The sequence below is a fragment of the Dactylosporangium sp. CA-092794 genome (assembly GCF_050948465.1).
Taxonomy (GTDB): Bacteria; Actinomycetota; Actinomycetes; order Mycobacteriales; family Micromonosporaceae; genus Dactylosporangium.
The window spans coordinates 9,178,274-9,200,745 of sequence record NZ_CP192044.1; the positions used below are offsets into that span (position 1 = coordinate 9,178,274).

The window sequence follows — 22,472 nt, forward strand, 5'->3', positions numbered from 1 at the left end:
CCCACGCCTCCAGACAATCGACACATCCATATGAACTATGTGGACGTGCCTCCGGATGGGAGCCGAACTGCACTGGGCCGCCGGGGAAACCTCCGGCGAACACCGGGCGCGGGTGGCACTATGCGTCAAACCGTTGCCAGAGCGGCGATCAGCGCGGCCAGCATCGTGTCCCGGTCCGCCGGTTTGCCGGCCGCGAGCACCTGGGCCACGGCCAGGTCGTTGCCCTTGGCTTGCAGCTGCTTCGCGACCAGGTCCGCGTACAGGGGCCGCAGCTGCTCGTCGGTCAGCGCCGCGAGCTTGGCGCCGGCCGCCCCGCCGGCGTGGCCGGGCCCGCCCTGGCTCGACGGCGCCGGCACCGGCGCGGGCGTGGTCGCGGGCACGACGGCGTCGTAGTGGTCGCCGGTGCGCTGCGTCGCGATCAGCGGCGCGTCCTCCCGCCCGATGACCTGGGCCCGGACGTTCGTCTGGTGTACCTCGACGCGGACGTCGAGCGCGGCGGCGAGCAGCGGCAGGAAGAACTCGCCGACCGAATGGCTGTAGTGGTGCTGCCAGTTCTGCACCGCCCGGATCAGCTCGTCGAACTCGGCCGGGCTGAACGGGCGGGCGGGATCGCGGTGGTGCTCGACGAGCAGGTCACGCAGGGTGTCGTCGCCGAGGTCCTCGATCCGGATCGGCCGGCCGTGCTGGTTGAGGTAGGCGAGCATGTTCCCCATCGACAGCGCGTTGTCGGCCAGGTTCATCGCGGTGGAGCCGGGCAGCCGCGGCTTGAGCCGCACCTCGTGCGTGGCGATCGCCCGGGCGGCCGGATCACTGATGCCGCGCTCCCGGACCAGGTCGGCGGTGCGCTGCTCGATGTACTGGGCCCGCAGGAGTGTTACGGGAACGAACTGGCCGTCGGTGACCGTGTCGACGCCCGCCGCGCGCAGCTCGCGGAGCAGCCGCGGCCGGTCCATCCGGTTCACGGACCACCGGGTCGCCTCGACGGTGGTGTTGCGGAACTGCGTGACCGCCTCGATCGGCAGCGCGGCCGGGCCCGCCTGGCGCAGGTGCCGCTCCGCCAGCGCCCGCAGGGCCTCCGCCGCCTGCGCCAGCTCGGAGCCGGCCACCTTCCCGCCCTGGGTCAGGCGCGTCACCTGGGCCCGGACCCGCGCGGGGCCGCCGAGCCAGGCGTGCAGCTCGGCGGAGCCGATTCCGGCCGCGGCGAGCCGCTGCCCGACCCGCGCGGGGTTGGCGGCGACGAAGCTGTAGAGCTGGCACCGCCCGTCGCCCGGTACCCGCAGACGCTGCGGCTTGGTCGTCACCGCCGGCGGCTGCTGCTTCGAGGCCTCGGGAGGCGTGTGCTGCTTCGAGGAATCAGGGACGGCCGGGGGCTTGGACGGCGCCGCCGGGGGCTTCGGGGACTTGGGGGGCGCCGCCGGAGGCTTGGGGGGCGCCACCACCGCCTCGGGCAGCGGGTCCGGGGCGGCCGGCACGCCGAGGTAGTTGTCGCGGAAATCGTCGAGCCGCCGGTAGTGCACCTGCTCCAGGTCCCACCAGGCGTTGCCGGCCCGCTCCCAGGCCTCGATCAGCCCGGGCAGCTTCGCCTCCTGCGCCGCCCGCTCCGCGCTGCCCTCGGCGAAGCTGTGCGCCTGGTACCGGGCGGTGTCCAGCGCCTCGGCCGCCTTCATGAAGTTCTCCGCGGCCGTCGCCAGCTGCTCCTCGTTGCCGACGAGCTTGTCGAAGGCCTCGACCCGGTCCTTGACGTCCTGGCCGACGCCTTCGGCCTGCTTCGGGATGCCCAGCGCGACCTGGCCGTCGTGCAGGCCCATGCGCAGCGAGACGGTCACCCGGTCGGCGGCGAGCCCGGTGCTCGCGACGGTCTTCGTGAAGCCGACCGGCCTGGGCAGGGTGATGGTCACCTCGAGCCGGCTGCGGTAGTCGACCAGGGCCGAGCGGCTCTCCGGCTTGACGTTGCCCAGGGCGCCGGTCGAGAGGCTGCCGCTCTCGTTGGCCGTCTGCGCGTCGCCCGCGGACACGCCCGGGCCGCCGCTCTCCAGCGCCTGGTACGGGTCGTCGGCGAAGCCCCGGCCGATCACCGGCACGCGGGGCGCGCGCAGGCCCTGGACGATGGCGTTGGTGCCGGCGTTGTACCCGGAGGTGGCCTGCGGGGCGTGCTCCCGGAAGACCTTGGTGCTGACGCCGCCGAGGGAGGCGCTCTCGGGGACCAGCTTCAGGTTGATCTTCGCCTGCTGGCCGAGCAGGGTAGCGCTGGTCACCGACGGCAGGTCGAATCCGGCCGGAGTCAGCATTTTCGGTACCGCCGGCAGCAGCAGCTCCGGCGTGAGGCCCTGGTGGATCTGGTGCGCGCCCGCGTAGCCCTGCTTGGCGAGCCGCTCGCTGGCGTCGGCCAGCAGCCCCTCGACCGTGGCCTGCAGCCGGGCGAGCTGGGTCAGGTCCTCGGCGGTGAAGCGCGGCGGCAGCGGCAGGCCGTTGAGCGTCCGCCAGCCCGGCCCCATCTCCTTCGGCGGGGCGATCTGGTACTTGCTCGGCTCGGTGCCCGGCGCGGTCCGCGGCGGCCGCAGGTCGTCGGCCCACCGGTCCTGCTCGACGAACCGGTCGACGCTCAGCAGCGGGTCGCCGATCCGCTTGCCCTGGTCGAAGACGACCAGCGAGAACCGGGCCTGGAACCGGATCCGGCCCTTGACGCCGCGGCCGGAGCTGAGCTGGGTGTCGATCGTCGTCTGGCCGGTGCTCTGGATGTTCGCGTCCTGCTTGGCGCGGCCGACCGAGTCGCCGAGGCCGAGGGCCAGGTTCTCGCCGTTGTGGTTGGTCACGCCGGTGCCGATGACGCCGGCGGTCGTCGTGTGCCCGGAGGTGCGCTGCACCGTCTTGCCGGCGTCGCGGACGCTGGTCGTCTTGATGTCGAGGTCGTCGTTGTCGGCGAGGAAGCCGCGGAACTCCGGCTTGCCGATCGGCTCGGCGACGAGGCGCACGTCGCGGGAGCGCTGGGTGAACTTGCCGGGCCGCACGTGCAGCACCGACACGCCGCCGTCGACCATCGACGGCCAGTGGTGCGCGATGCCCTCCGGGGTGAAGAGGTACAGCAGGCGCCGCCGGTTGAGCATCGGGTCGTCCAGGCCGGCGCCGGACAGCGACTCGGAGATCCTGACGAGCGCCTGCTCGTCGTTGTTCCGCACGGCGTCGTCCAGCGCCTTGAGCATCGGCACGGTCAGCGTCGGGGTCGAGTTGAAGGTGTAGAGGCCCAGGCCCGTCCCGTGCCCGGGCGGCAGGCCCAGCTCGGTCGCCGCGGCGGGCATCCAGGGCCGGCCGATGGCGCCGGTGTCGCCCTTGAGCGCGGACAGCAGTCCGAGCTGCTCGACGACCTTCGCGTCCAGGCGGAGGTACACCGCGTTGGTGATCGTGCCGTCGCGCTGGATCGACTTCACGTGGTGCAGCCAATCCCCGCTGCGCATCGCCTGCGGGATGACCGCGTACTTCGCGGGCTCGGTGGTCACCTCGGCGGCGACCGACACCTTCAGGTCGAATTTCACCAGGTACGACCGGGTCGTGCCCTTGCGGTTGTTGGCGTTGCGCTCGATCGCGCCGGAGACGCTCGCGTTCTTGCGGGTCGTCTTCGCCTTCAGCAGTTGCTCGTAGCCGGCGTTGAGGACGCCGCCCCCGCCGCTGGTGCTGTCCTGGCTGCCGGGCTTGCGCAGGTTCGTCGAGAAGTTGCCGCGCAGTGCCAGCTGGTGCTCGGTCAGCCTGGAGCCGTCCACCTCCACCCCGCCGACCGACGCGTTCTCCGTCGTGATGTTGCCGTACGCCGGGATGACCTCGGGGTTGGTCAGCGACGCGGAGACCGCGACGTCGACGGCGGCGCCGTTCTCCTCGGAGGTGATCCGGTCGACGTGCCACTGGTCGTTGAGCATCGCCTTGAGCGAGCCGACCTGGTCGGCCTCGGAGAAGCGGCCGATCAGCGAGGCCCAGGCGGGCATGCCCTCCAGCAGCGCGTCGGTGCCGCGCATGTCCTCCAGCTTGGTACGGGAGGCCCGCTCGGCGTACTGCTGCGCGTCGTGCAACGTCTCCATCGCGAGTTCGAGGATGTGTTTGCTGCCCGGCATGCCCTCGACCGACAGCCAGTCGCGCACCGCGGACTTCTCGTCCTCGTCCACCCACTGGCGCAGGGCGGCGAGCTGGACCTTGGTGGCCCGGTTGACGCCCATCGGGTCGGGGCGGGTGAAGAGCTGGGTGGGCCGCTCGAGCGGCTTGGACAGGACCGACGCGTTGTCGAACAGCACCTTCACCGGGCGCTGCTGGACCAGGCGGTAGCGGGTGAAGTCGCCGCGGTTCACGCCCGTGACGTTCTGGGCCTGCCACGCGCCCGCGCCGCCCCGGCTCGCGCGCGGCGCACGGTGGCGTACCACCCGGCCGAACTTGACCCGCGACTTCGGGTCGTAGCCGGTGCGCTTGGTGTACGAGTAGACCCGGACCTCGATCTCCAGGTCGGTGCCGAACGCCTGGGAGTCCGGGGTGCCGCCGTTGAGCCGCATCTCCTGGCCGGACAGCTGAGCGCCGCTCTGCCGGCCGCGCCGCCCGCGCAGCTCGATCGCGCCCGAGGGCACCAGCGCGGCCGCGACGTTCTTGTCGCCGACGCGGAACACGCCGCCGCCCTCGAACACCACGGCGCCGCGCACCTGGCCCGCGGCCACCAGCTTCTGCTGGACGGCGTCGTTGCGGGCGTTGCGCACCGCGACGCCCTGCTCGGTGCCCAGGTGCTTGAAGCCGCCCTTGTAGCGGCCGGTCACGTGCACGATGATGTGCCGCGTCCCGATCTTCTTCGTGCGGGTCAGGTCGGCGATCAGGCCGTGCTTGAGCAGGCTCGGGCCGCCCTGGCGCAGGGCCGCCGGGGAGATGACCCGGTCCAGTTCGGCCTGGTTGCGCTGGCGCTCCAGCGCGGCCCGGCTGGTGCCCATCCGCTTCACGTTCTTGTCGCCGAACTTGGGCAGGAACCCGCCCTCGATGCGGCGTACCAGATCGGTCACGTCGTCGTGCAGGCCCTTGAACGCGCTGAGCCCGGTCACGAGCGACCGGCCGCCGGTCTCCGCGTAGGGCGGCACGAACCGCTCCGGCGACGGCACGATCGTCGAGTTGCCGGTCGCCAGCTCGATGGCCTTCTTCGCGGGCATCCGGCCGAGCACGAGGAGGTCGATCGTCATCGGCGCGACCGCGCCGCCGGCGGACAGCGGGCCGCGGCTGCCGGGCACCTCGCGCAGCGCGGGCGTGAAGGTCACCCGGAAGTGCGCCTCCACCGCGACGTTCTCGATGTCCTTGAACTCGCTGCCGATGCGGGAGGTGCTGCTCGTCGCCGACGAGGCGGTCTGTGTCCGATGCAGGCCCAGGGTGAGCCGGGCCTGCACGTAGCCGCCCGCGAAGCCGTACCGGATCGGGACCACGTTGATCGCCCCGCCGACCCGGCTGACCTGCGACTGCTTCGCGCCGGTGGTCAGGCCGGGCTGCCAGCGGAACGAGGACTTCTTGATGTCGAGCAGCACCGAGAGGTCGGGCACGCTCGCCGACATCTCCACCGACAGCGCGTGCGCGCCGTGCGTGCTGTTGATCACCGGCGGGTGCACGGCGTGGTCCAGCGCGGGCATGAGGTTGGCCAGGAAGGTCGCCTCGGTGAGCAGGTCGCGGGCCTCGGTGGCGCCCATCGTGCCCGGCTCGACCGCCTTGGTCGGCGCGAGCCGGGCCAGGATCTGCTCGGCCACCTCGTTCCAGGTCGCCTCCGGCATTTCCTTGTCGCCGAGGTTCAGCCCGGCCTTGAGGATGCGCACCGGGGTCAGGTTCTCCACCAGCAGCGAGGTGTGCTCGGCCGCATCGATGTCGACCTTGCCCAGCGTGCCCGGCTTGGCGGTGGCGATGTCGTTGACGGAGCGGAACACGACCGAGTTGTCGACCGTCTTGGTGACGGTACCGTCGCCGCCCAGCGGAGCCCGCGCGTCGGAGACGGTGATCCTGAAGGTGGCCGGGGTCTTCACCAGGTTCGAGGCCGAGCCGCTGCGGACGTTGTGCGAGTCGGTGAGCCGGGCGCTCGTCTCGTGCGTCTCCAACGGCCGCGGCAGCGCGATCTCGCCGCCGCCACCACCGCCGGGGCCGACGCGCTGCGGTATCACGACGGAGAAGCCGAGCGTGCCGGTACTGCCCGAGGTCGCCGCCTGCTTCGAGCCGGCCGCGTGGTCGGCGCGCGTGTCGAACTTCGCGTTGTCCAGCTTCTGGTCGATGACCTCCGCGTCGCCCGGCTCCCACCGCGGCTCGACCGTCACCCGGTGCCAGCCGCCGACGTGGTCCTCCACGTCGAAGCTGCGCCCGCCGGTGGCGAAGAACGACTGCGTGTCGTCACGCAGCGCCTGCGCGATGCCGGCCGTCTTGACCTTGCTGCCGGGCAGGTGCGGACGGTAGGCACTCCAGGTCTTGGCGACCTTCTCCCGCACCGCCAGGTCCACGTTCTGCTCGACCTCGGTCACCAGCTTGTCGAGATTGCCGATGGAGTCGACCTCGTACAGCAGGTCGCGCCGGTCCTTATACGCCCCGGGCAGCTTGCTGGGGGCCGGCTTCGGCGCCTCCTTGGGGGTCGCCGCCTCGGGCTTGACCTCCCCCGCCGGCGGCTTCACGACCGGCTGCTCCGGCACGGTCGAGAGCTTGGTCATCTTGATCGTCTCGGGCTTCGCCTCGGGCTTGGTCGCGGTGGTGGTCACCCGCGGCGGCACGTCGACGCCGCTGTTCCAGAACTCCTCGGCGATGTGGCCGGGATCGGCCGCCGGCATCGGGCGCGGCGCCACCGAGCCGGAGAAGTGCGGGGCCAGCACCTCCGCGATCTGCTCGAGCGCCCGCGGCGTGAGCACGAAGGGCCCGTCGTGGTCGTGGATGTCCATCAGGTCGTTCTGGACGTGCTCGTCCGGCCCGTGCAGCACGGCGCCGGGCGGCCGCCGCCCGTCGAGGACGCCGAGGTGGTGGACGACCTCGTGGGCGTACGACGACGCCGGCGCCCCCGCCGCCCACGTACGCTGGTCCATCGCGACCTGGCCCGCGGTCACGTTGATGTGGGCGTGCGCCAGCGCCGGGTCGTCGACCCACTCGACCACGACCCGCATCGGCACGCCGGTGCCGGGCACTTGGTACCCGTGCGCGTTGACGTACTGGTTGACGCCCTGCTCGGTCCGGGTCCGCACATCGGCCAGCGCCTGCTCCCCGGCCCCGGCGTCGTTCAGGTGGACCTTGAGGGTGAACAGGTATTCCTGATCGGTCGCGGTGAGCTGGTAGCGCACGCCGACCCGCTCCCCGCCGGCCGGCGGCCGGGTGATCCGCGGCGCCGTGTCCGGCCCGGTGGAGGAGAACCGGAGCGCGCCGTCGAACGCCGTCCACCGCTCGGCGTCCACCTCGATCACCCGCGACGGAACCACCGCGGTCTCGCTCCCGGCCGGCTTCGCCTCCGGCGGCTGCGGCTTGACCACCACATCGGCCTTGACCTCGGCTTTGACCTCAGCCTTGACCTCGGCTTCGGCTTTGACCTCGGCCTTGGCTTCGGCTTTGACCTCGCCGCCGACCGGCTTCGCCTCGGGCGGCTGCTGCTTCACCGCCGCATTCGGCTTGACCTCGGCCTTGACCTCGGGCTTTACCGCGGCGTTGACCTCGGTCTTCGCCTCTGCGCCGACCGGCTTGGCCTGGGGCGGTTGCGGCGTGGCGGTCACCGTGGGCTGGGCCTCGGCGGGCGGGGCGGCCGGGTGCACGAGGGCGTCGTAGTGGTCGCCGCTGCGCTGGGCGTGGATCAGCGGCGCGCCCTCGCGGCCGACGGTGACCGGGGCGGTCATGGCCTGGTGCACCCGCACGCGAGCGTCGAGCGCGGAGGCGAGCAGCGGCAGGAACAGCTCGCCGGCGGCGTAGGCGTAGCGGTGCTCCCAGTGCCGCACCGCGTCGATCAGGCTGGCGTACTCCTCGGCGGTGAACGGCCGCGCGGGGTCGAGCTGGCTCTGCACGTGCATGTCGCGCAGCCCGGCATCGGTAAGCGCCTCGATCTCGACCGGCCGGCCCCGCCTGACCAGGTAGTCGAGCATCCCCTGCATCGACAGTGATCCATTTCCGAGGTTGACCGCGTCCGAGTTGTCCAGCGGTTGCTGGAGCGGCACGACGCGCTCGGCCTCGGCCCGGGCCTCCGGCTCGGGGAAGTGGTCCGCGACCAGCTCTGCGGTCCGCTCCTGGATGTACCGGTCGCGCAGGAGCTGGACGGGCAGCAACTGCCCGTCCTGGACCGTCTGCAGGCCGGCGGCGCGCAGCGCCTTGACGAGCCCGGACCGCGACATTCCGGCCGCGGTGCCACGGTACATACCGATGTTGTTGTTGCGGTACTGCACGACCGCCTGCACGGGCACGCCGTCCCGGCCTACCTGGCGCAGGTGCCGCTCCACCAGGGTCCGCAGGTGCTCGGCCGCCGAGCCGAGCAGGGTCGTGCGCGGAACCAGCCCGCGCTTGTCCCGCAGCCCCACCTCCCGCAGGATGGCGACCTGCTCGCGGACCTCGGCGGCGTTGTCGAGCCAGGCATGCAGCTCCGGAGCGCCGATGTGTGCCTCGGCCAGGCGTTGCCCGATCAGGCCCGGGTCGCTGGCGATCATGCTGTAGAGCTGGCACCGCCCGTCGCCGGGCACCTGCAGCCGCCGCGGCGGAACCGCCTGCACCGCGGTCTCTCCCCCGGCGCTCTTCGCCGTCTCGCCCTTCGGCGCCTCCACCTTCGGCGGCTCAAGCTTCGGCGGCTCAAGCTTCGGCGCGTCCTGCTGCTTCGACACCTCCGTCTTCGGCGGCTCGAGCTTCGGCGCGTCCTGCTGCTTGGGCGCCTCCACCTTCGGCGCCTCCGGCTGCTTCGGCGGCTCCTGCTTCGGGGCTTCCTGCTTCGGGGGCTCCTGCTTGGGTGGCTCGTGCTTCGGGGGCTCCTGCTTCGGAGGTTCCTGTTTGGGCGCCTCCTGCTTGGGGGCCTCCGGCAGCTTGGGGGCCTCCGGCTGCTTCGGCGCCGGCGGCGGGGCCGGGGGCTCCAGCGCGTCCTTGCCCTGCTGCTGGACCAGCTGCGACAGCCTCGCCGAGTCGGCGTCCTTCGCCACGCCGAGGTAGTTGTCCCGGAACGTCTCCAGCGCCCGGTGGTGCTGCTGCTCCAGGTCCCACCAGGTCTTCCCGGCCTGCTCCCACGACTCGATCAGCTTCGGCAGCTTCGCCTCCGCGGCCGCCCGCTCGGGGCTGTCCGGGGCCTTGCTGTGCGCCTCGTACCGCGCCGCGTCCAGGTTGTCGGCGGCCGTGATGAACGCGTCCGCCGCCTTGGCCACCGCGGCCTCGTGCTTTTCCAGCGCATCGAAGGCGGTGACCCGGTCCGGCAGGTTCGCCAGGCCCTCGGCGCTCTTCGGGATGTGCAGCGCGTCCCGCGCGTCGTGCAGGCCCATGCGCAGCGAGACGGTCAGCCGGTTGGCCGACGCCCCGACGCTGGTGACCGTCTTGGTGGGGCCGAGGGACCGCGGCAGTTCGATGGTCACCTCGATCCGGCTGAGGTAGTCCACCAGGGCCGAGCGGCTCTCCGGCTTCACGTTGCCCAGCGAGCCCGTGGAGAGGCTGCCGCTCTCGGTCGCCGTCTGCGCGTCGCCGACGGACACGCCCGGGCCGCCCGTCTCCAGGGCCTGGTAGGGGTCGTCGGCGAAGCCGCGGCCGATCACCGGGACGCGCGGCGTGCGCAGCGACTGGACGACCGCGTTGGTACCCGCGTTGTAGCCGGCGCTCGTCTGCGGGGCGTGCTCGCGGTAGACCTTGGTGCTGACGCCGCCGAGCGAGGCGCCCTCGGGGACCAGCTTCAGGTTGATCTTCGCCTGCTGGCCGAACAGGGTCGCGCTGGTCACCGACGGCAGGTCGAAGCCTTCGGGGGTCAGCATCTTGGGTACCGCCGGCAACAACAACTCCGGCGTGAGACTCTGGTGGATCTGGTGCGCGCCCGCGTAGCCGGGAGTCTTGAGCCGCTTCGCGGCGCTGTTCAGCAGCCCCTCCACGGTCGTCTGCAGGTGGGCGAGCTGGGTCAGGTCCTCGGCGGTGAAGCGCGGCGGCAGCGGCAGGCCGTTGAGCGTCTTCCAGCCCGGCCCCGGCTCCGCCGGTGCGGTGATCTGATACGTGCGCGGCGGCGCCGGGGCCTCGGCCGTCCGCGGCGGGCGCAGGTCGTCGGCCCACCGGTCCTGCTCGACGAAGTCCCGCACGGTCAGCATCGGGTCGCCGACCTGCTTGCCCTTGTCGAACACGACGAGGGAGAACTCGGCCTCGAAGCGCATCCGCCCCTTGACGCCGCGGCCGGAGCTGAGCTGGGTGTCGACCGTCGTGTGGCCGGTGCTCTGGATGTTGGCGCTCTGCGAGGAGCGGCCGACGCCGTCGCCGAGGCCCATGGCCAGGTTCTCGCCGCCGTGGTTCGTGACGCCGGTGCCGGCGACGCTGGCGGTCGCGGTGCTGCCCGACGTGCGCTGCACCGTCTTGCCGGCGTCGCGGACGCTGGTCGTCTTGATGTCGAGGTCGTCGTTGTTGGCGACGAAGCCCCGGAACTCGGGCTTGCCGATCGGCGTGGCGATCAGGCGTACATCCCGGGAATGCTGCGTGACCTTGCCCGGCTTCATGTGCAGCACGGACACGCCACCGTCCACCATGGACGACCAGTGCTGGGCGACGCCGTCGGGCGTGAACAGGTACATCAGGCGCTGACGGTTGAGCATGGGATCGTCCAGGCCGTCGCCCGACAGCGAATCGGAGATCTTGACGAGCGCCTTGTCGTCCAGGGCCGCGGCGGCCTTGCTCAGCGCGTCGGTCATCGGCCCGGTCAGCGCCGGCGTCTCGGTGAAGGTGTAGAGGCCCAGGCCCGGACCGTGCCCGGGGGCCAGCCGCAGCTGCATCTTCGGGTCCGGCAGCCAGGGGCGCCCGGACGCGCCGGTGTCGCCCTTGAGCTTCGGCAGCAGGCCGAGTTGTTCGACGACCTTCGCGTCCAGGCGGAGGTACACCGCGTTGGTGATCGTGCCATCGCGCTGGATCGACTTGAAGTGGTGCAGCCAGTCGCCGGTGCGCATGGCCTGCGGGATGATCGCGTACTTCGCCGGCTCGGTGGTGATCTCCGCGGCGACCGACACCTTCAGGTCGAACTTGACCAGGTACGACAGGGTGACGCCCTTGCGGTTGTTGGCGTTGCGCTCGATCGCGCCGGAGACGCTCGCGTTCTTGCGGGTCGTCTTGGCCTTCAGCAGCTGCTCGTAGCCGAGGTTGATCACCCCGCCACCGCCGCTGGTGCTCTCCTGGGTGCCGGGCTTGCGCAGGTTGGTGGAGAAGTTGGCGCGGGCCACGATCTGATGCTCGGTGATGCGCGTGCCGTCCACCTCGACCGCGCCGACCGACGCCTTCTCGGTGGTGATCTTGCCGTACGCCGGAATGATCTCGGGCTTGGTCAGCTTGGCGGAGACCGCGATGTCGAGCGCGGCGCCGTTCTCCTCGGAGGTGATCCGGTCCACCTGCCACTGGTCGTTCAGCATCGATTTGAGCGAGCCGACCTGGTTGGTCTCGGAGAACCGGTCGATCAGCTTGGCCCAGGCCGGCATGCCCTCCAGCAACGCGTCCGTGCCGCGCACGTCGCCGAGCTTGGTGCGCGAGGCGCGGCTGGTGTACTGCTGCGCGTCGTGCACGGCGTCCTGGGCGAGCTTGAGCACGAAGTCGCTGCCCGGCATGCCCTCGACCGACAGCCAGTCCTTGACCGGGGTCTTCCCGCCGTCGTCCACCCACTCCCGGATGCTGCCGAGCTGGACCTTGGTGGCCCGGCTGACGCCCATCGGGTCGGGCCGCCGGACGAGCGCCGGGGGGTGCTCGATCGCCGACGCGAGGACCGAGGCGTTGTCGTACAGCACCCGCACCGGCCGCTGCTGGACCAGGCGGTAGCGGGTGAACTGCCGCCCGCCGACATCCGGCGCCTGCTGGGTCTCCCACCCGTTCGCGCCGCCCTTCTCCGCGCGGGGCGGGCGGTGCTCCACGACCTGGCCGAGCAGCACCGGCGCGTGCGGGTCGTAGCCGGCGTGCATGGTGTACGAGTAGATGTGGACCTCGATCTCGAGGTGCGTGCCGAAGGCCTGCGAGTCCACGGTGCCGCCGTTGAGCCGCACCTCCTGGCCGGACAGCTGCGCGCCGCTCTGCCGGCCGACCCGCCCGCGCAGCTCGATCGCGCCCGACGGCACGAGCGCGGTCGAGATGTTGTCGTTGCCCATGCGGAACACGCCGCCGCCCTCGAACGCCAGGGTGCCGCGCACCTGGCCGCTGGCCTGGATCTTCTGCTGCACGGCGTCGGCGCGCGCGTTGCGCACCGCCACGCGCTCCTCCGTCCCGAGGTGCTTGAACCCGCCCGTGTAGCGGCCGGTGACGTGCACGATGATGTGCCGCGTCCCGATCTTCTTGGTACGGCTGAGCTCGGCGATCAGGCCCTGCTTCAGCAGGGTCGGGTTGCCCTGGCGCAGGGCGGCCGGGGAGATGACCCGGTCCAGCTCGGACTGGTTCTGCTGGCGCTCCAGCGCGGAACGGCTGGTGAGCATCCGCTTCACGTTCTCGTCGCCGAACTTGGGCAGGAAGCCGCCCTCGAAGCGCCGCACCATCTCGGTCACGTCCTGGTGCAGCTGCCGGAAGGCGCTCAGCCCGGTGACCAGCGACCGGCCGCCGGTGGCCGCGTACGGCGGCACGTGCCACACCGTCGGCGACGGCACGATCGAGTCGATGTCCTTGGCCAGCTGCATCGCCTTGTTCAAGGGCAGCCGGCCGAGCACGACCAGGTCGATGGTCATCGCGTTGACCGCGCCGCTGGACAGCGGGGCCCGGGTGCCCGGCACCTCGCGCAGGGCGGGCGTGAGGGTCACCCGGAAGTGCGCCTCCACCACGACGTTCTTGATGTCCTTGAACTCGCTGCCGATCCGCGAGGTGCTGCTGCCCGACATCGAGGCGTTCTGCGCCCGCTGGAAGCCCAGGGTGAGCCGGGCCTGCACGTAGCCGGCCCCGAAGCCGTAGCGGATCGGCACCACGGACACCGCGCCGCCGACCCGGCTGACCTGCGACGACTTCGAGCCGACGGTCATGCCGGGCTGCCAGCGGAACGACGACTTGCCGACGTCGAGCAGCATCGACAGCTCCGGCATGGCCGCCGACAGCTCCAGCGACAGCGCGTGCGCGCCGTGCGTGCTGCTGATCGTCGGCGGGTGGAAGGCGCCGTCCAGCGCTGGTATGAGCTGCGCGAGGAACGAGGACTCGGAGAGGAAGTCGCGGGCCTCGCCGGCGCCCATCGTGCCCGGCGCGACCGTCTTGGTGGGCGTCAGCCGCACCAGGATCTCCTCGGACACGTCGTGCCAGGTCGAGGCGGGCTTGACGCCGTCGCCGAGGTTCAGCCCGGCGGTAAGGATGCGCACCGGCGTGAGGTTCTCCACCAGCAGCGCGGCGTGCCTGGCCGTGTCGATCGGGATCTTTTCCATCGCGCTCGGCTTGGCATTGGCGATGTCGTCGACCGAGCGGAACACCACGCTGTTGTCGCCGACCGTCCGATCGATCGCCTTCGGTACGCCGAGCACGGCCGCCCGCGCGTCGGACACCGTGATCCGGAAGGCGACCGGGGACTTCACCAGGTGCGAGCCCGAGCCGCTGCGCACGTTGTGCGAGTCGGTGAGCCGCGAGCTCATCTCGTGGCTCTGCAGCGGCCGCGACAGGTTCAGCTCGCCGCCGAAGCCGCCGCCGGGCCCGACGCGCTGCGGCAGGACGACGTTGCCCGCGATCGCGCCGGTACCGCCGGTGGTGGCCGACTGCTTCGAGCCGCTCACGTGGTCGGCGCGGGTGTCGAACTTCGCCTTGTCCTCGCTCTGGTCGATGACCTTCGCCTGGTCCGTCTCCCACCGCGGCTCGATCGTCACCCGGTGCCAGCCCCCGACGTGGTCCTCCACGTCGAAGCTGCGCCCGCCGGTGGCGAAGAACGACTGCATGTCGTCGCGCAGCGCCTGGGTGATGTCCCCGGTCTTGACCCTGCTCCCCGGCATGTGCGGGCGGTAGGCACTCCAGGTGGCCGCGACCTTGTCCCGCACGGCCCGGTCCACGCCCGTCTCGACGTCGGTGACCAGCTTGTTCAGGTCGTCGATCGAGTCGACCTCGTAGAGCAGCTCCGGCCGCTCGCCGTAGGCCCCCTGCAGGTTGGCGGCGACCGGCTTCGGCGCCTCCTTCGGAACCTCGGGCTCGGGCTTGACCTCGTCGGCGGGCGCCTTGACGACCGGCTCCGGCTTGACCTCCTGGACCGGAACCTCGGGCTTCACCCCTTCGGCGGGCACCTTGACGACCGGCTCCGGCTTCACCTCCTGAACCGGAACCTCGGGCTTCACCGGCTCCGGCTTCACTTCCTGGACCGGGGCCTCGGGCTTCACCGTCTCCGGCGACACCTGCTGAACCGGCTCCGGCTTGACCAGCTCGGGCTTGACCAGCTCCGCCGGAACCTCCACCTTCACCGGCTCCGCCGGAACCTTCACGGCCGGGTCCGGCTTCGCCAGGTCCGCCGGCGGCTTCGGGAGCGGCGGCGGCTGCTGCACCGTCGAGAAGGTGGTCATCGGGATCGTCTCGGGCTTGGCCTCGGTGGTGGTCACCCGCGGCGGCACGTCGACGCCGGCGTTCCAGAAGTCCTCGGCCATGTGGCCGGGGTCGGCCACCGGGATCGGGCGCGGCGTCACCGAGCCGGCGAAGTGCGGCGACAGCACGGAGGCGATCTGGTCGAGCGCCTTCGGCGTGAGCACGTACGGCCCGTCGTGGTCGTGGATGTCCATCAGGTCGTTGTCGGCGCGCTCGACCGGACCCTTGAGCAGCGCCCCGGGCGGCGGCTGGCCGTCGAGGACGCCGAGGTGGTGGACGACCTCGTGGGCGTACGACGACGCGGGCGCCCCGGCGGCCCAGGTGCGCTGGTCCATGCGGGCGCCTTCGCCGGGCACGGTGACGCGGGCGTGGGCCTGCGCCGGGTCGTCGACGAACTTGACCACGACGCGCATCGGCCGGTCGGTGCCGGGCAGCCGGTAGCCGGGGGCGTTGATGTACTGCGCGACGCCCTGCTCCACCTTGGCCTGCACGTCGGTCAGGCCGCGCGCCCCGGCCCCGGCGTCGGTCAGGTGGACGTTGAGCGTGAACAGGTACTCCTGCTCGGTCACGCTGAGCTGGTAACGCACGCCGACCCGCTCGCCGCCGACCGGCGGCCGGGTGACCTTCGGCGCCGTGTCCGGGCCGGTGCGCTCGAAGCGGAACGCGTCCTGCATCGGCGTCCACCGCTCGGCGTTCACCTCGATGACCCGCGGCGCGCTGGTCGGCGGCTTGCCGGCGCCGAGCAGGTCCCGCGGCGGCAGCACGGCGGTCTCGCCGTCGGCCGGCTTCACCTGCGGCGGCAGCTGCGCGGTCTGCGACCCGGCCGTGGGCGGCGCGGTGTCCGCCCCGGCCTTGACCGACGCGGTATCCGTGCCCGCCTTGGCCGGAGCCGGCAGATCCTTCGGCGCGCTCGGCAGATCCTTCGGCGTCGAAGGCAGGTCCTTCAGCGTGGAGGGCAGGTCCTTCGGCGTGGAGGGCAGGTCCTTGGGCGTGCCCGGGAGATCCTTCGGCGTGGCCGGCAGGTCCTTGGGCGTGCTCGGCAGGTCCTTGGGCGTGCTCGGCAGGTCCTTGGGCGTGCTCGGCAGGTCCTTCGCGGTGGCCGGCAGGTCCTTCGGCGCGCTGGGCAGGTCCCGCGGCACGTCCGGGAATGCCGGGACGTCGGTGCGCGCGACGCCCTCGCCCGGGCCGTGGTCCGGGATCGGGCTGCTCTCGCCGTCGCGCAGCCGGCCGAGCCGGTCCGACAGGCTCGAGTGCTCCGAGATGTTGCGATCGCGCAGGCCCTGCGACAGCCCGCCGAGCCCCTCGTCGAGGCGCGAGTTGAGCGGGCGCAGGTGGTCCGGGGCGGAGAGCGCGGCCGTGATGTGCCCGGCGGACTGCACCCGGTGCTCCGCGACGCTCGCGCCGTAGCCGTCGAGCACGCGGTCGATGGCGGCCTGGTCGTCGCCGGCCCGGCCGAGGGCGTCCTGCCAGGCGCGGTGCTCGTCCGCGGGCAACTTGCCCGGCCCGTCGCGCAGCTCGGCCAGGCGGGCGTCGCGGTCCAGCCCGGCGATGCGCTCCTCGTAGCGCTGCAGCAGGCCGGCGCTCTCGGTCTCGGTGCCGGCCCGCTGGAAGTCGGCGTCCCACTGCGCCCGCTCGGCCTCGTCCATGCCGAGCCTGATCCGCGTGTCGCCGCGCAGCTCCCGCAGCCGGTCGACGAGCGCGGCGTCAGCGGGATCATGCGACGGTACCGCCGGCAGATCCGGCAACGCCTCCGCGTCGTGCCCGCCTCCGCCGGGCCGCTCGACGGAGCCGAGGTCGGCGCCGTGCTCCCCCGGCCCGCCGTTGCGCAACGCGTCGAACCGCGCCTGCAGGTCCTTGGCCGCGTCGTCCCCGGCACCGTGGACGCTCGGACCGCCGTCGCGCAACGCATCCAGCCGCGCCTGCAGGTCCCCGAAACCGTCGTCACCGCCACCATGGACGCTCGGACCGCCGTCGCGCAACGCATCCAGCCGCGCCTGCAGGTCCCCGAAACCGTCGTCACCGCCGCCGTGGCCGCCGGGACCGCCGTCGCGCAGCGCGTCGAACCGCGCCTGCAGGTCCTCGACGTCGCCGTCGCCGCCACCGCCGTGGCCGCCGGGTGCGTCCGGGTCGTGGCCGCCGGGCGGTGCGTGCTCGCCGAGCGGCGCGTCGACCGCCTTGAGGTCGAGCATCTTCTGCACCGCGAGGTGGCCGGCCAGCGTGGTCTCGTAGGCGTTGAGCAGCGCGTGCACCTGGGCCTTGTCGCCGGCCGCCGCGGCCCGCTCGATGCCGACGGCGTGCTCCAGCCAGCCCACCTTGTCCAGGCCCAGCTGAGCGGCCCGCTCGTGGCCCGCGTCGATGTGCGCGCGGAACTCGTCCAGCCGGCCGTCGACGATGTGCAGGTCGATCTTTTCGTGCAGGTCGAGCAGGCGCTGCGCGGCGTCGCCGTGGCGGCCCTCGTCGATCGCGGTGCGCACGTCCCCGGTGATCTGCTTGAGCTGGTCGGCGGGCAGGCCGGCCTGCTTGGCGTCGCCGCGCAGCTGGTCGAGGCGCAGGTCGAGCTCCTTGCCGCCGGGCGGGGCCGACGGCTCGGTCTTCGGCGCGTCGGGAAGGTTGGGCAGCCCGTCGTCGCCGCCGCGCAGGGAGTCCAGGCGGGCCTGCAGGCCCGCCTCCCCGTCGGCGTGCAGCGACTTCGGCTCCGGCGGGGCCGGCACCTGCTCGGCCTTGGCGATGGTCAGCTGATGCTCGAGGTGGTCGAGGCGCTGCTGGGCGATCGTGCGGGCCGTCGCATCGGCCGGAGACAGCGACGGTACCGACGGGAGGTCCAGCAGGTCCGGGTCGTGCCCGGCGGGCGCGTGCACCGAGCCGGCGCCGTCGACGTCGTCGAGGTGGAACCCGTGCTCGGCGCGCCCCAGGTCGGTCGCCGGGGCGCCGTCGCGCAGCGCCACCAGCCGGGCCTCGAGGTCCGACACGCCGTCGCCGACCTCGTGGGCCGGGACCGACGGCAGCTGCGCCAGCAGGGCCGGGTCGTGCTCGACCGGCCCGGCGCGCAGCGCGTCGAGGCGCAGCTGCAGCTGGTGGCCGGCCAGGTCGACGTCGTCGCCGGCGCGCAGCTTGTCGAGCCGGGCCTGCAGCGCCTGGAACCCGTCGTCCACCGGCTCGGCCTTGGGCGGGACGAGGTCGGCGTGCAGGTCGGGCGTCGGCGCCGACTCGGCCGCACCGCCCGGGCGCGGCTGCGGGACACCACCTTCGACGTGAAAGTCCTTGGTGGTGATCGTGATGCCGTCCGCGGTACGGCGGACCAGCGACTCGGCGACCCGCAGGTCCTTCTGCGCGCGGGCGTAGGCCAGCGCGTCGCCGGACGCGCCGGCCAGGACGTCCTGGGCGCGCTTGAGCTGGTCGAGCGCCTGCATATGGGCGAAGTGGCCGGGCGATGCGGTGCCGGCCTGGTCCAGCCGCCCGGACTGGTGCGGCAGGCCCGACAGCGACGGGTCGCGGTTGACCGCGGTGACCGCCGAGTGCGCGGTGGTGACGTCCAGGCTCTTGGCGGCCGGGTCGGGGCCGGCGAGCAGATCCATGGCCCGGTCGACCGAGTACGCGTGCGGCCCGGCCCCGCCGCCGAAGCCGGGCAGCGCGCCCGTGTCCAGCTTCGGCGCGTTGCCGGCCTGCACGGTCGACATGGCATTGGCGTCGACGTGCGGCATCGAGCCCGGCTTCATCCCCGGCAACGCACCCATGTCCAGCTTCGGCGCCGCACCGGCCTGCACACTCGGCATCGCATTCGCATCGACGTGCGGCATCGAGCCCGGCTTCATCCCCGGCAACGCACCCATGTCCAGCTTCGGCACCGCACCGGCCTGCACACTCGGCATCGCATTCGCATCGACATGCGGCATCGAGCCCGGCTTCATCCCGGGCAGCGTGTTGAGCTCGATGTGCGGGATCTGCGGCATCGCGCCGAGGTTCCCCGCGGCGTGGCCGCCGGTGAATGCCTTCTCCGGCGCGCCGAGGTTGAACGAGACGCGGGTGTCGGAGACACGCACGGCGTGGACGTCGCCGGCCTGCAGGCTGCGCAGCTCGGCGTTGCCGAAGCTGTGCAGCGACTCGACGCCGTTGGTGAGCTTCGAGAGGCTGGCGCCGAGGTCGCCGAAGTTCGAGGTGTGCGTCGCGGGCGCGCTCAGGCCGCCCATCGACGGCAGGTTCACGTGGCTGATGGCGCCGCTCACGCCGCCGACGTCGAGCCGGCCCAGCTGGCTGATGTCGACGGTCGACGGGAAGCCGTGCGTACCCGGAATGGCGATCTTGCCGATGGTGTCCAGCCGGGCGGCGTCCATGCTCGGGAGGTGCACGTTCGGGCTGGTGAACTGGGCGAGGTTCTTGAACCCGGCCAGGTCGCCGGCCGGGTTGGTGCCGGCCAGGTCGAAGGAGCGGGGCATGGGATTCAAGCCGGCGAGGTCCATGGCCTTCGCCGAGTAGGAGATGTCCGAGGCGACGATGGGCCGCTCGAGGACATCGGGCAGCTTGAACCCGGAGGGGCTGTAGTTGAAGCCGCCGTTGGTGGGGCGCGGGGCGTCGCCCGGCTTGATGATGTTGACGTGGGCGAGCCCGTCGACGAGGCGCGCGCCGCCGCCGATGAGGCTGGGCAGCCCGCCGTACTTGGCCATGCCCAGGCCGCGGCCGAGGATGCCGGCCTGGAACGCCACGCCGAGGCCCTTGTCGATCTCGTGCGCGGCCAGCGGCGTGAAGATCCGCAGCCACTTCCAGCCGCCGAACTCCTTGGAGACGAACCCGCCGACCTTGCCCGCGCCGGTGCCGATGATCCGCGCGAAGTCCACGGCCAGGCCCGGGACCGCCTTCAGCCCGGCGCCGACCAGGCCGGGCAGCGCGCCGAGGTTCTTGGGTACCGTGACGAGGGCGAAGCCCTTCAGCGCCACGAACCCGCGCGCGGCCAGGCCGTCGAGGGAGCTGATCGCCTTGGGGATCGCCAGGGCGCCGACCTTGAAGGTGTTGGCGATCGTGGCCCCGATGTCGCCGATGCCCCGCATCGTCGTGCTGAGGCTCAGCGTCGAGACCGCGTGCCAGAACTCACCGACGCCCTTGGCGATGCCCGAGGCGCTGACGCCGGCGAACTTCGTGATGTTCTTCCAGGCGGCGGCCGCCAGCTTCGTCAGGTCGGTGAGCGTGATCAGCGGGCGGGTGCTCGGCCCGAGCACCCCGAGCAGGCCCAGGACCAGGCCGAGCACGTTGGTCTTGCCGGTGGCGAAGTCGACGATCGCCTTGACCGCCAGCGCCGCGTTGAGACCGAACGCGATGAGGCCGAGCGGGCCGCCGACGAAGATCGCGACGATGGAGATGATCAGCGTGATCCAGCCGAAGATCTCCCAGAAGATGTCGCACGCCGACTTCGGCGTGGTCGGCGACGTGATGTGGGAGGCCGCGTTGTGGATGGCCGTCTGCGCGGTCGACGCGGCGGACTTGAGGTCGCTGCCGGCCGCCTCCGCGTCGGCCTTCAGCGAGTTGAGCCGGGCCTCGTCGCCGGCCGCGCCGGCCGCCTGACTGAGCGCCTGGTCGGCCTTGGCCTGGGCGTTGCGCAGCGCGGTCACGTAGGCGCGCACCGCCGGGCCGGCCGCGGTGAACGCCTCCTTGACGCCGGCCACGAAGCCGCGCATCTCCTTGCTCACCTGGTCGCGCAGCCAGTCGGCGGTCTTGCCGATGAAGGCGCCGTTGCCGCTCTGGGCGACCACCTGGCCGAGGCCGGAGTCCGCGGTCTCGGCGTTGCGGGCCATGGCGTCCATGTAGTCGGCGACGCCGAGCAACGCATCCGGGTCGCCGGGGGTGGGATCCCCCGAAAGCTTCAGTGGCGACCAGTCACCGGGGCGTCCCAACAGTGCCTCCCCAAACGCGTGGGCGTCACCGGAGCCTGTGCCGCCCTCACTCTGTCCGACGCGGGGGATCCACCCACCGGTTCAGATCTGAACCGTGGCCGGGGGCGCGTGCGTCGGACTGTATGAAGGAGACCGGGAGGAGTGTGACCGATGGCCGATCTAGTGCTCGACTACGCGCTGCTGCACCAGCTCGCGGTCAGCATGCGCGACCTGAAGAGCAAGATCAAGACGGACGTGGACGCCGGCTCGCGCCGGGCGATCGTCAACTCCGGTGGCGGCACGGTCGACTCCGGCCAGGTCGGCAACAGCACCGTCTACGCGGCCCTGAGCGGATTCTTCTACGCCTGCAACGGCCCGTTCCAGGACTCGATGGACCTGCTGGACAAGCTGGCCGACAACTTCGACTCGATCGCCAAGGCGTTCTTCGACGTCGACGCCGACTTCGCCGGCAAGGTGGACACCGCCCGGCTGCAGGCGAACATCGCCCAGTGGCAGGCCGACCAGGCGGCGTACAACCACTACCTTGGCATCAAGGACAAGTCCGTCACGTTCCAGTACTACGACGAGCACGGCCAGCTGCAGACCGGGTCCATCCCGCTGTGGAGCGGCCCCCCGCCGGCCGACCCGGGGGCGATCCCGACCTCGATCGACGGCACGGCGACCGTCGGCAGCAACCACACGACGGTCACCACGGACGACAAGGGCAACATCCTCACCGAGACCACGACGGTGAACTCCGGCGACGGGCTGACCTATACCGAGACGACGAGCTACACGTACCACGACACGAACGGCGACGGTAAGCCCGACTACGTGGACTACTCGTCGACGATCACGCACTCGGACGGTTCGTCGGAGACGATCACCAAGAACACCAACACCGACGGGTCGTACGTCGTCAAGTCCACCACCGACGACGGCACCACGACCAGCACGGTCACGCCGACCTCGGACGGCGGCTCGCACGACGTCACCGTCGACAAGGACGGCGACACCACCACGACCGACATCGTGGTGACCGGCGCGGACACCGGCACCAAGACGGTCGTCGGCCCGAAGGGCACCGACGTCTACAGCGGCAACCCGAAGACCGGCCAGTGGACGCTCACCTCGCACGAGGACCCGCCGCCGGACTACTCCGACTACGCGCCCGTCATGTACTAACCCCCCTCACTCCTGGAGCTCGGATGGCCAACATCACCGTCGACTACGAGAAGGTGAACGGCGTCTCGGCGAACCTCAACTCCGTGGTCGCCAGCACCCTGCCCCGCCTCACGTCACTGCAGACCGCCGTGACGACCCTGCTGACCAGCGACGGCGGCCTGTGGCTGCAGACGTCCAGCCCGACGCTGAGCTCGCAGTACCAGGAATTCAACAGCTCGGTGAGCGCGGCGGTGCAGAACATCACCAGCTTCGCCCAGCAGTTCCAGAACATCGTCGCGCAGCTGCGGGCGATGGACGAGGCGATCACCTCGTCGAGCTCCGGCTGACCCGGCCCACCACACGAGCGGAGAATCCCGATGGCCGAAGTAAATGTCGATTACGCCCAGGTCAACTCGGTGGCGGCCCGCCTCACGTCCGAGGGCAGCGAGATCGCGAGCGAGCTGGGCACGCTGCAGACCAACGTCACCGACCTGCTGACCAGCCAGGGCGGCCTGTGGCTGCAGCAGTCCAGCCCGGTGATGAGCTCGCAGTACGTCGAGTTCAACACCTCGCTTTCCAAAGCCATCAACGAGCTGTCGACCTTCGCGCAGAGCTTCAACCTGATCGTGAAGAACCTGACCGACATGGACGACCAGCTCTCCAAGCCGTCGACCTGACGGACCGATCCCACCACGGCGCCCCCGACCACCGGCCGGGGGCGCCGTCGTCGCTGCGGGGCCGGGCCGGACGTATGTCTCCGTGATCATGCCGCACGCGGTGGCCGCG

General features: G+C 71.9%; 4 protein-coding genes. 3 read left to right on the forward strand and 1 reads right to left on the reverse strand.

What is annotated here, in order from left to right:
* Positions 1-125 precede the first annotated feature (125 nt).
* Complete coding sequence (locus ACQPXD_RS39330; protein WP_432827246.1) at positions 126-20,543, reverse strand: hypothetical protein; 20,418 nt, start codon at positions 20,541-20,543, stop codon at positions 126-128.
* A gap of 150 nt (positions 20,544-20,693) precedes the next feature.
* Between ACQPXD_RS39330 and ACQPXD_RS39335 the strand changes: the two genes are divergently transcribed.
* Genes ACQPXD_RS39335 through ACQPXD_RS39345 form a run of 3 tightly spaced genes read left to right on the forward strand, consistent with a single transcriptional unit; the run spans position 20,694 to position 22,363 of the window.
* The gene (locus tag ACQPXD_RS39335; protein ID WP_432827248.1) at positions 20,694-21,707 is read left to right on the forward strand and encodes a hypothetical protein; all 1,014 of its coding nucleotides are present in this window, start codon (positions 20,694-20,696) and stop codon (positions 21,705-21,707) included.
* A 23-nt stretch (positions 21,708-21,730) separates the two neighbouring features.
* Positions 21,731-22,033 (forward strand): hypothetical protein, encoded by a 303-nt coding sequence (locus tag ACQPXD_RS39340; RefSeq protein ID WP_432827250.1) that lies wholly within the window; start codon positions 21,731-21,733, stop codon positions 22,031-22,033.
* A gap of 30 nt (positions 22,034-22,063) precedes the next feature.
* Positions 22,064-22,363: a WXG100 family type VII secretion target gene (locus ACQPXD_RS39345; protein ID WP_432827252.1), complete on the forward strand. Its 300-nt coding sequence runs from the start codon at positions 22,064-22,066 to the stop codon at positions 22,361-22,363.
* Positions 22,364-22,472: the final 109 nt, after the last annotated feature.

Excerpts from the sequence above, each read along its gene's own strand:
- ACQPXD_RS39335 (WP_432827248.1), top strand. The coding sequence starts at position 20,694 with ATGGCCGATCTAGTGCTCGACTACGCGCTGCTGCACCAGCTCGCGGTC.
- ACQPXD_RS39340 (WP_432827250.1), top strand. The coding sequence starts at position 21,731 with ATGGCCAACATCACCGTCGACTACGAGAAGGTGAACGGCGTCTCGGCG.
- ACQPXD_RS39345 (WP_432827252.1), top strand. The coding sequence starts at position 22,064 with ATGGCCGAAGTAAATGTCGATTACGCCCAGGTCAACTCGGTGGCGGCC.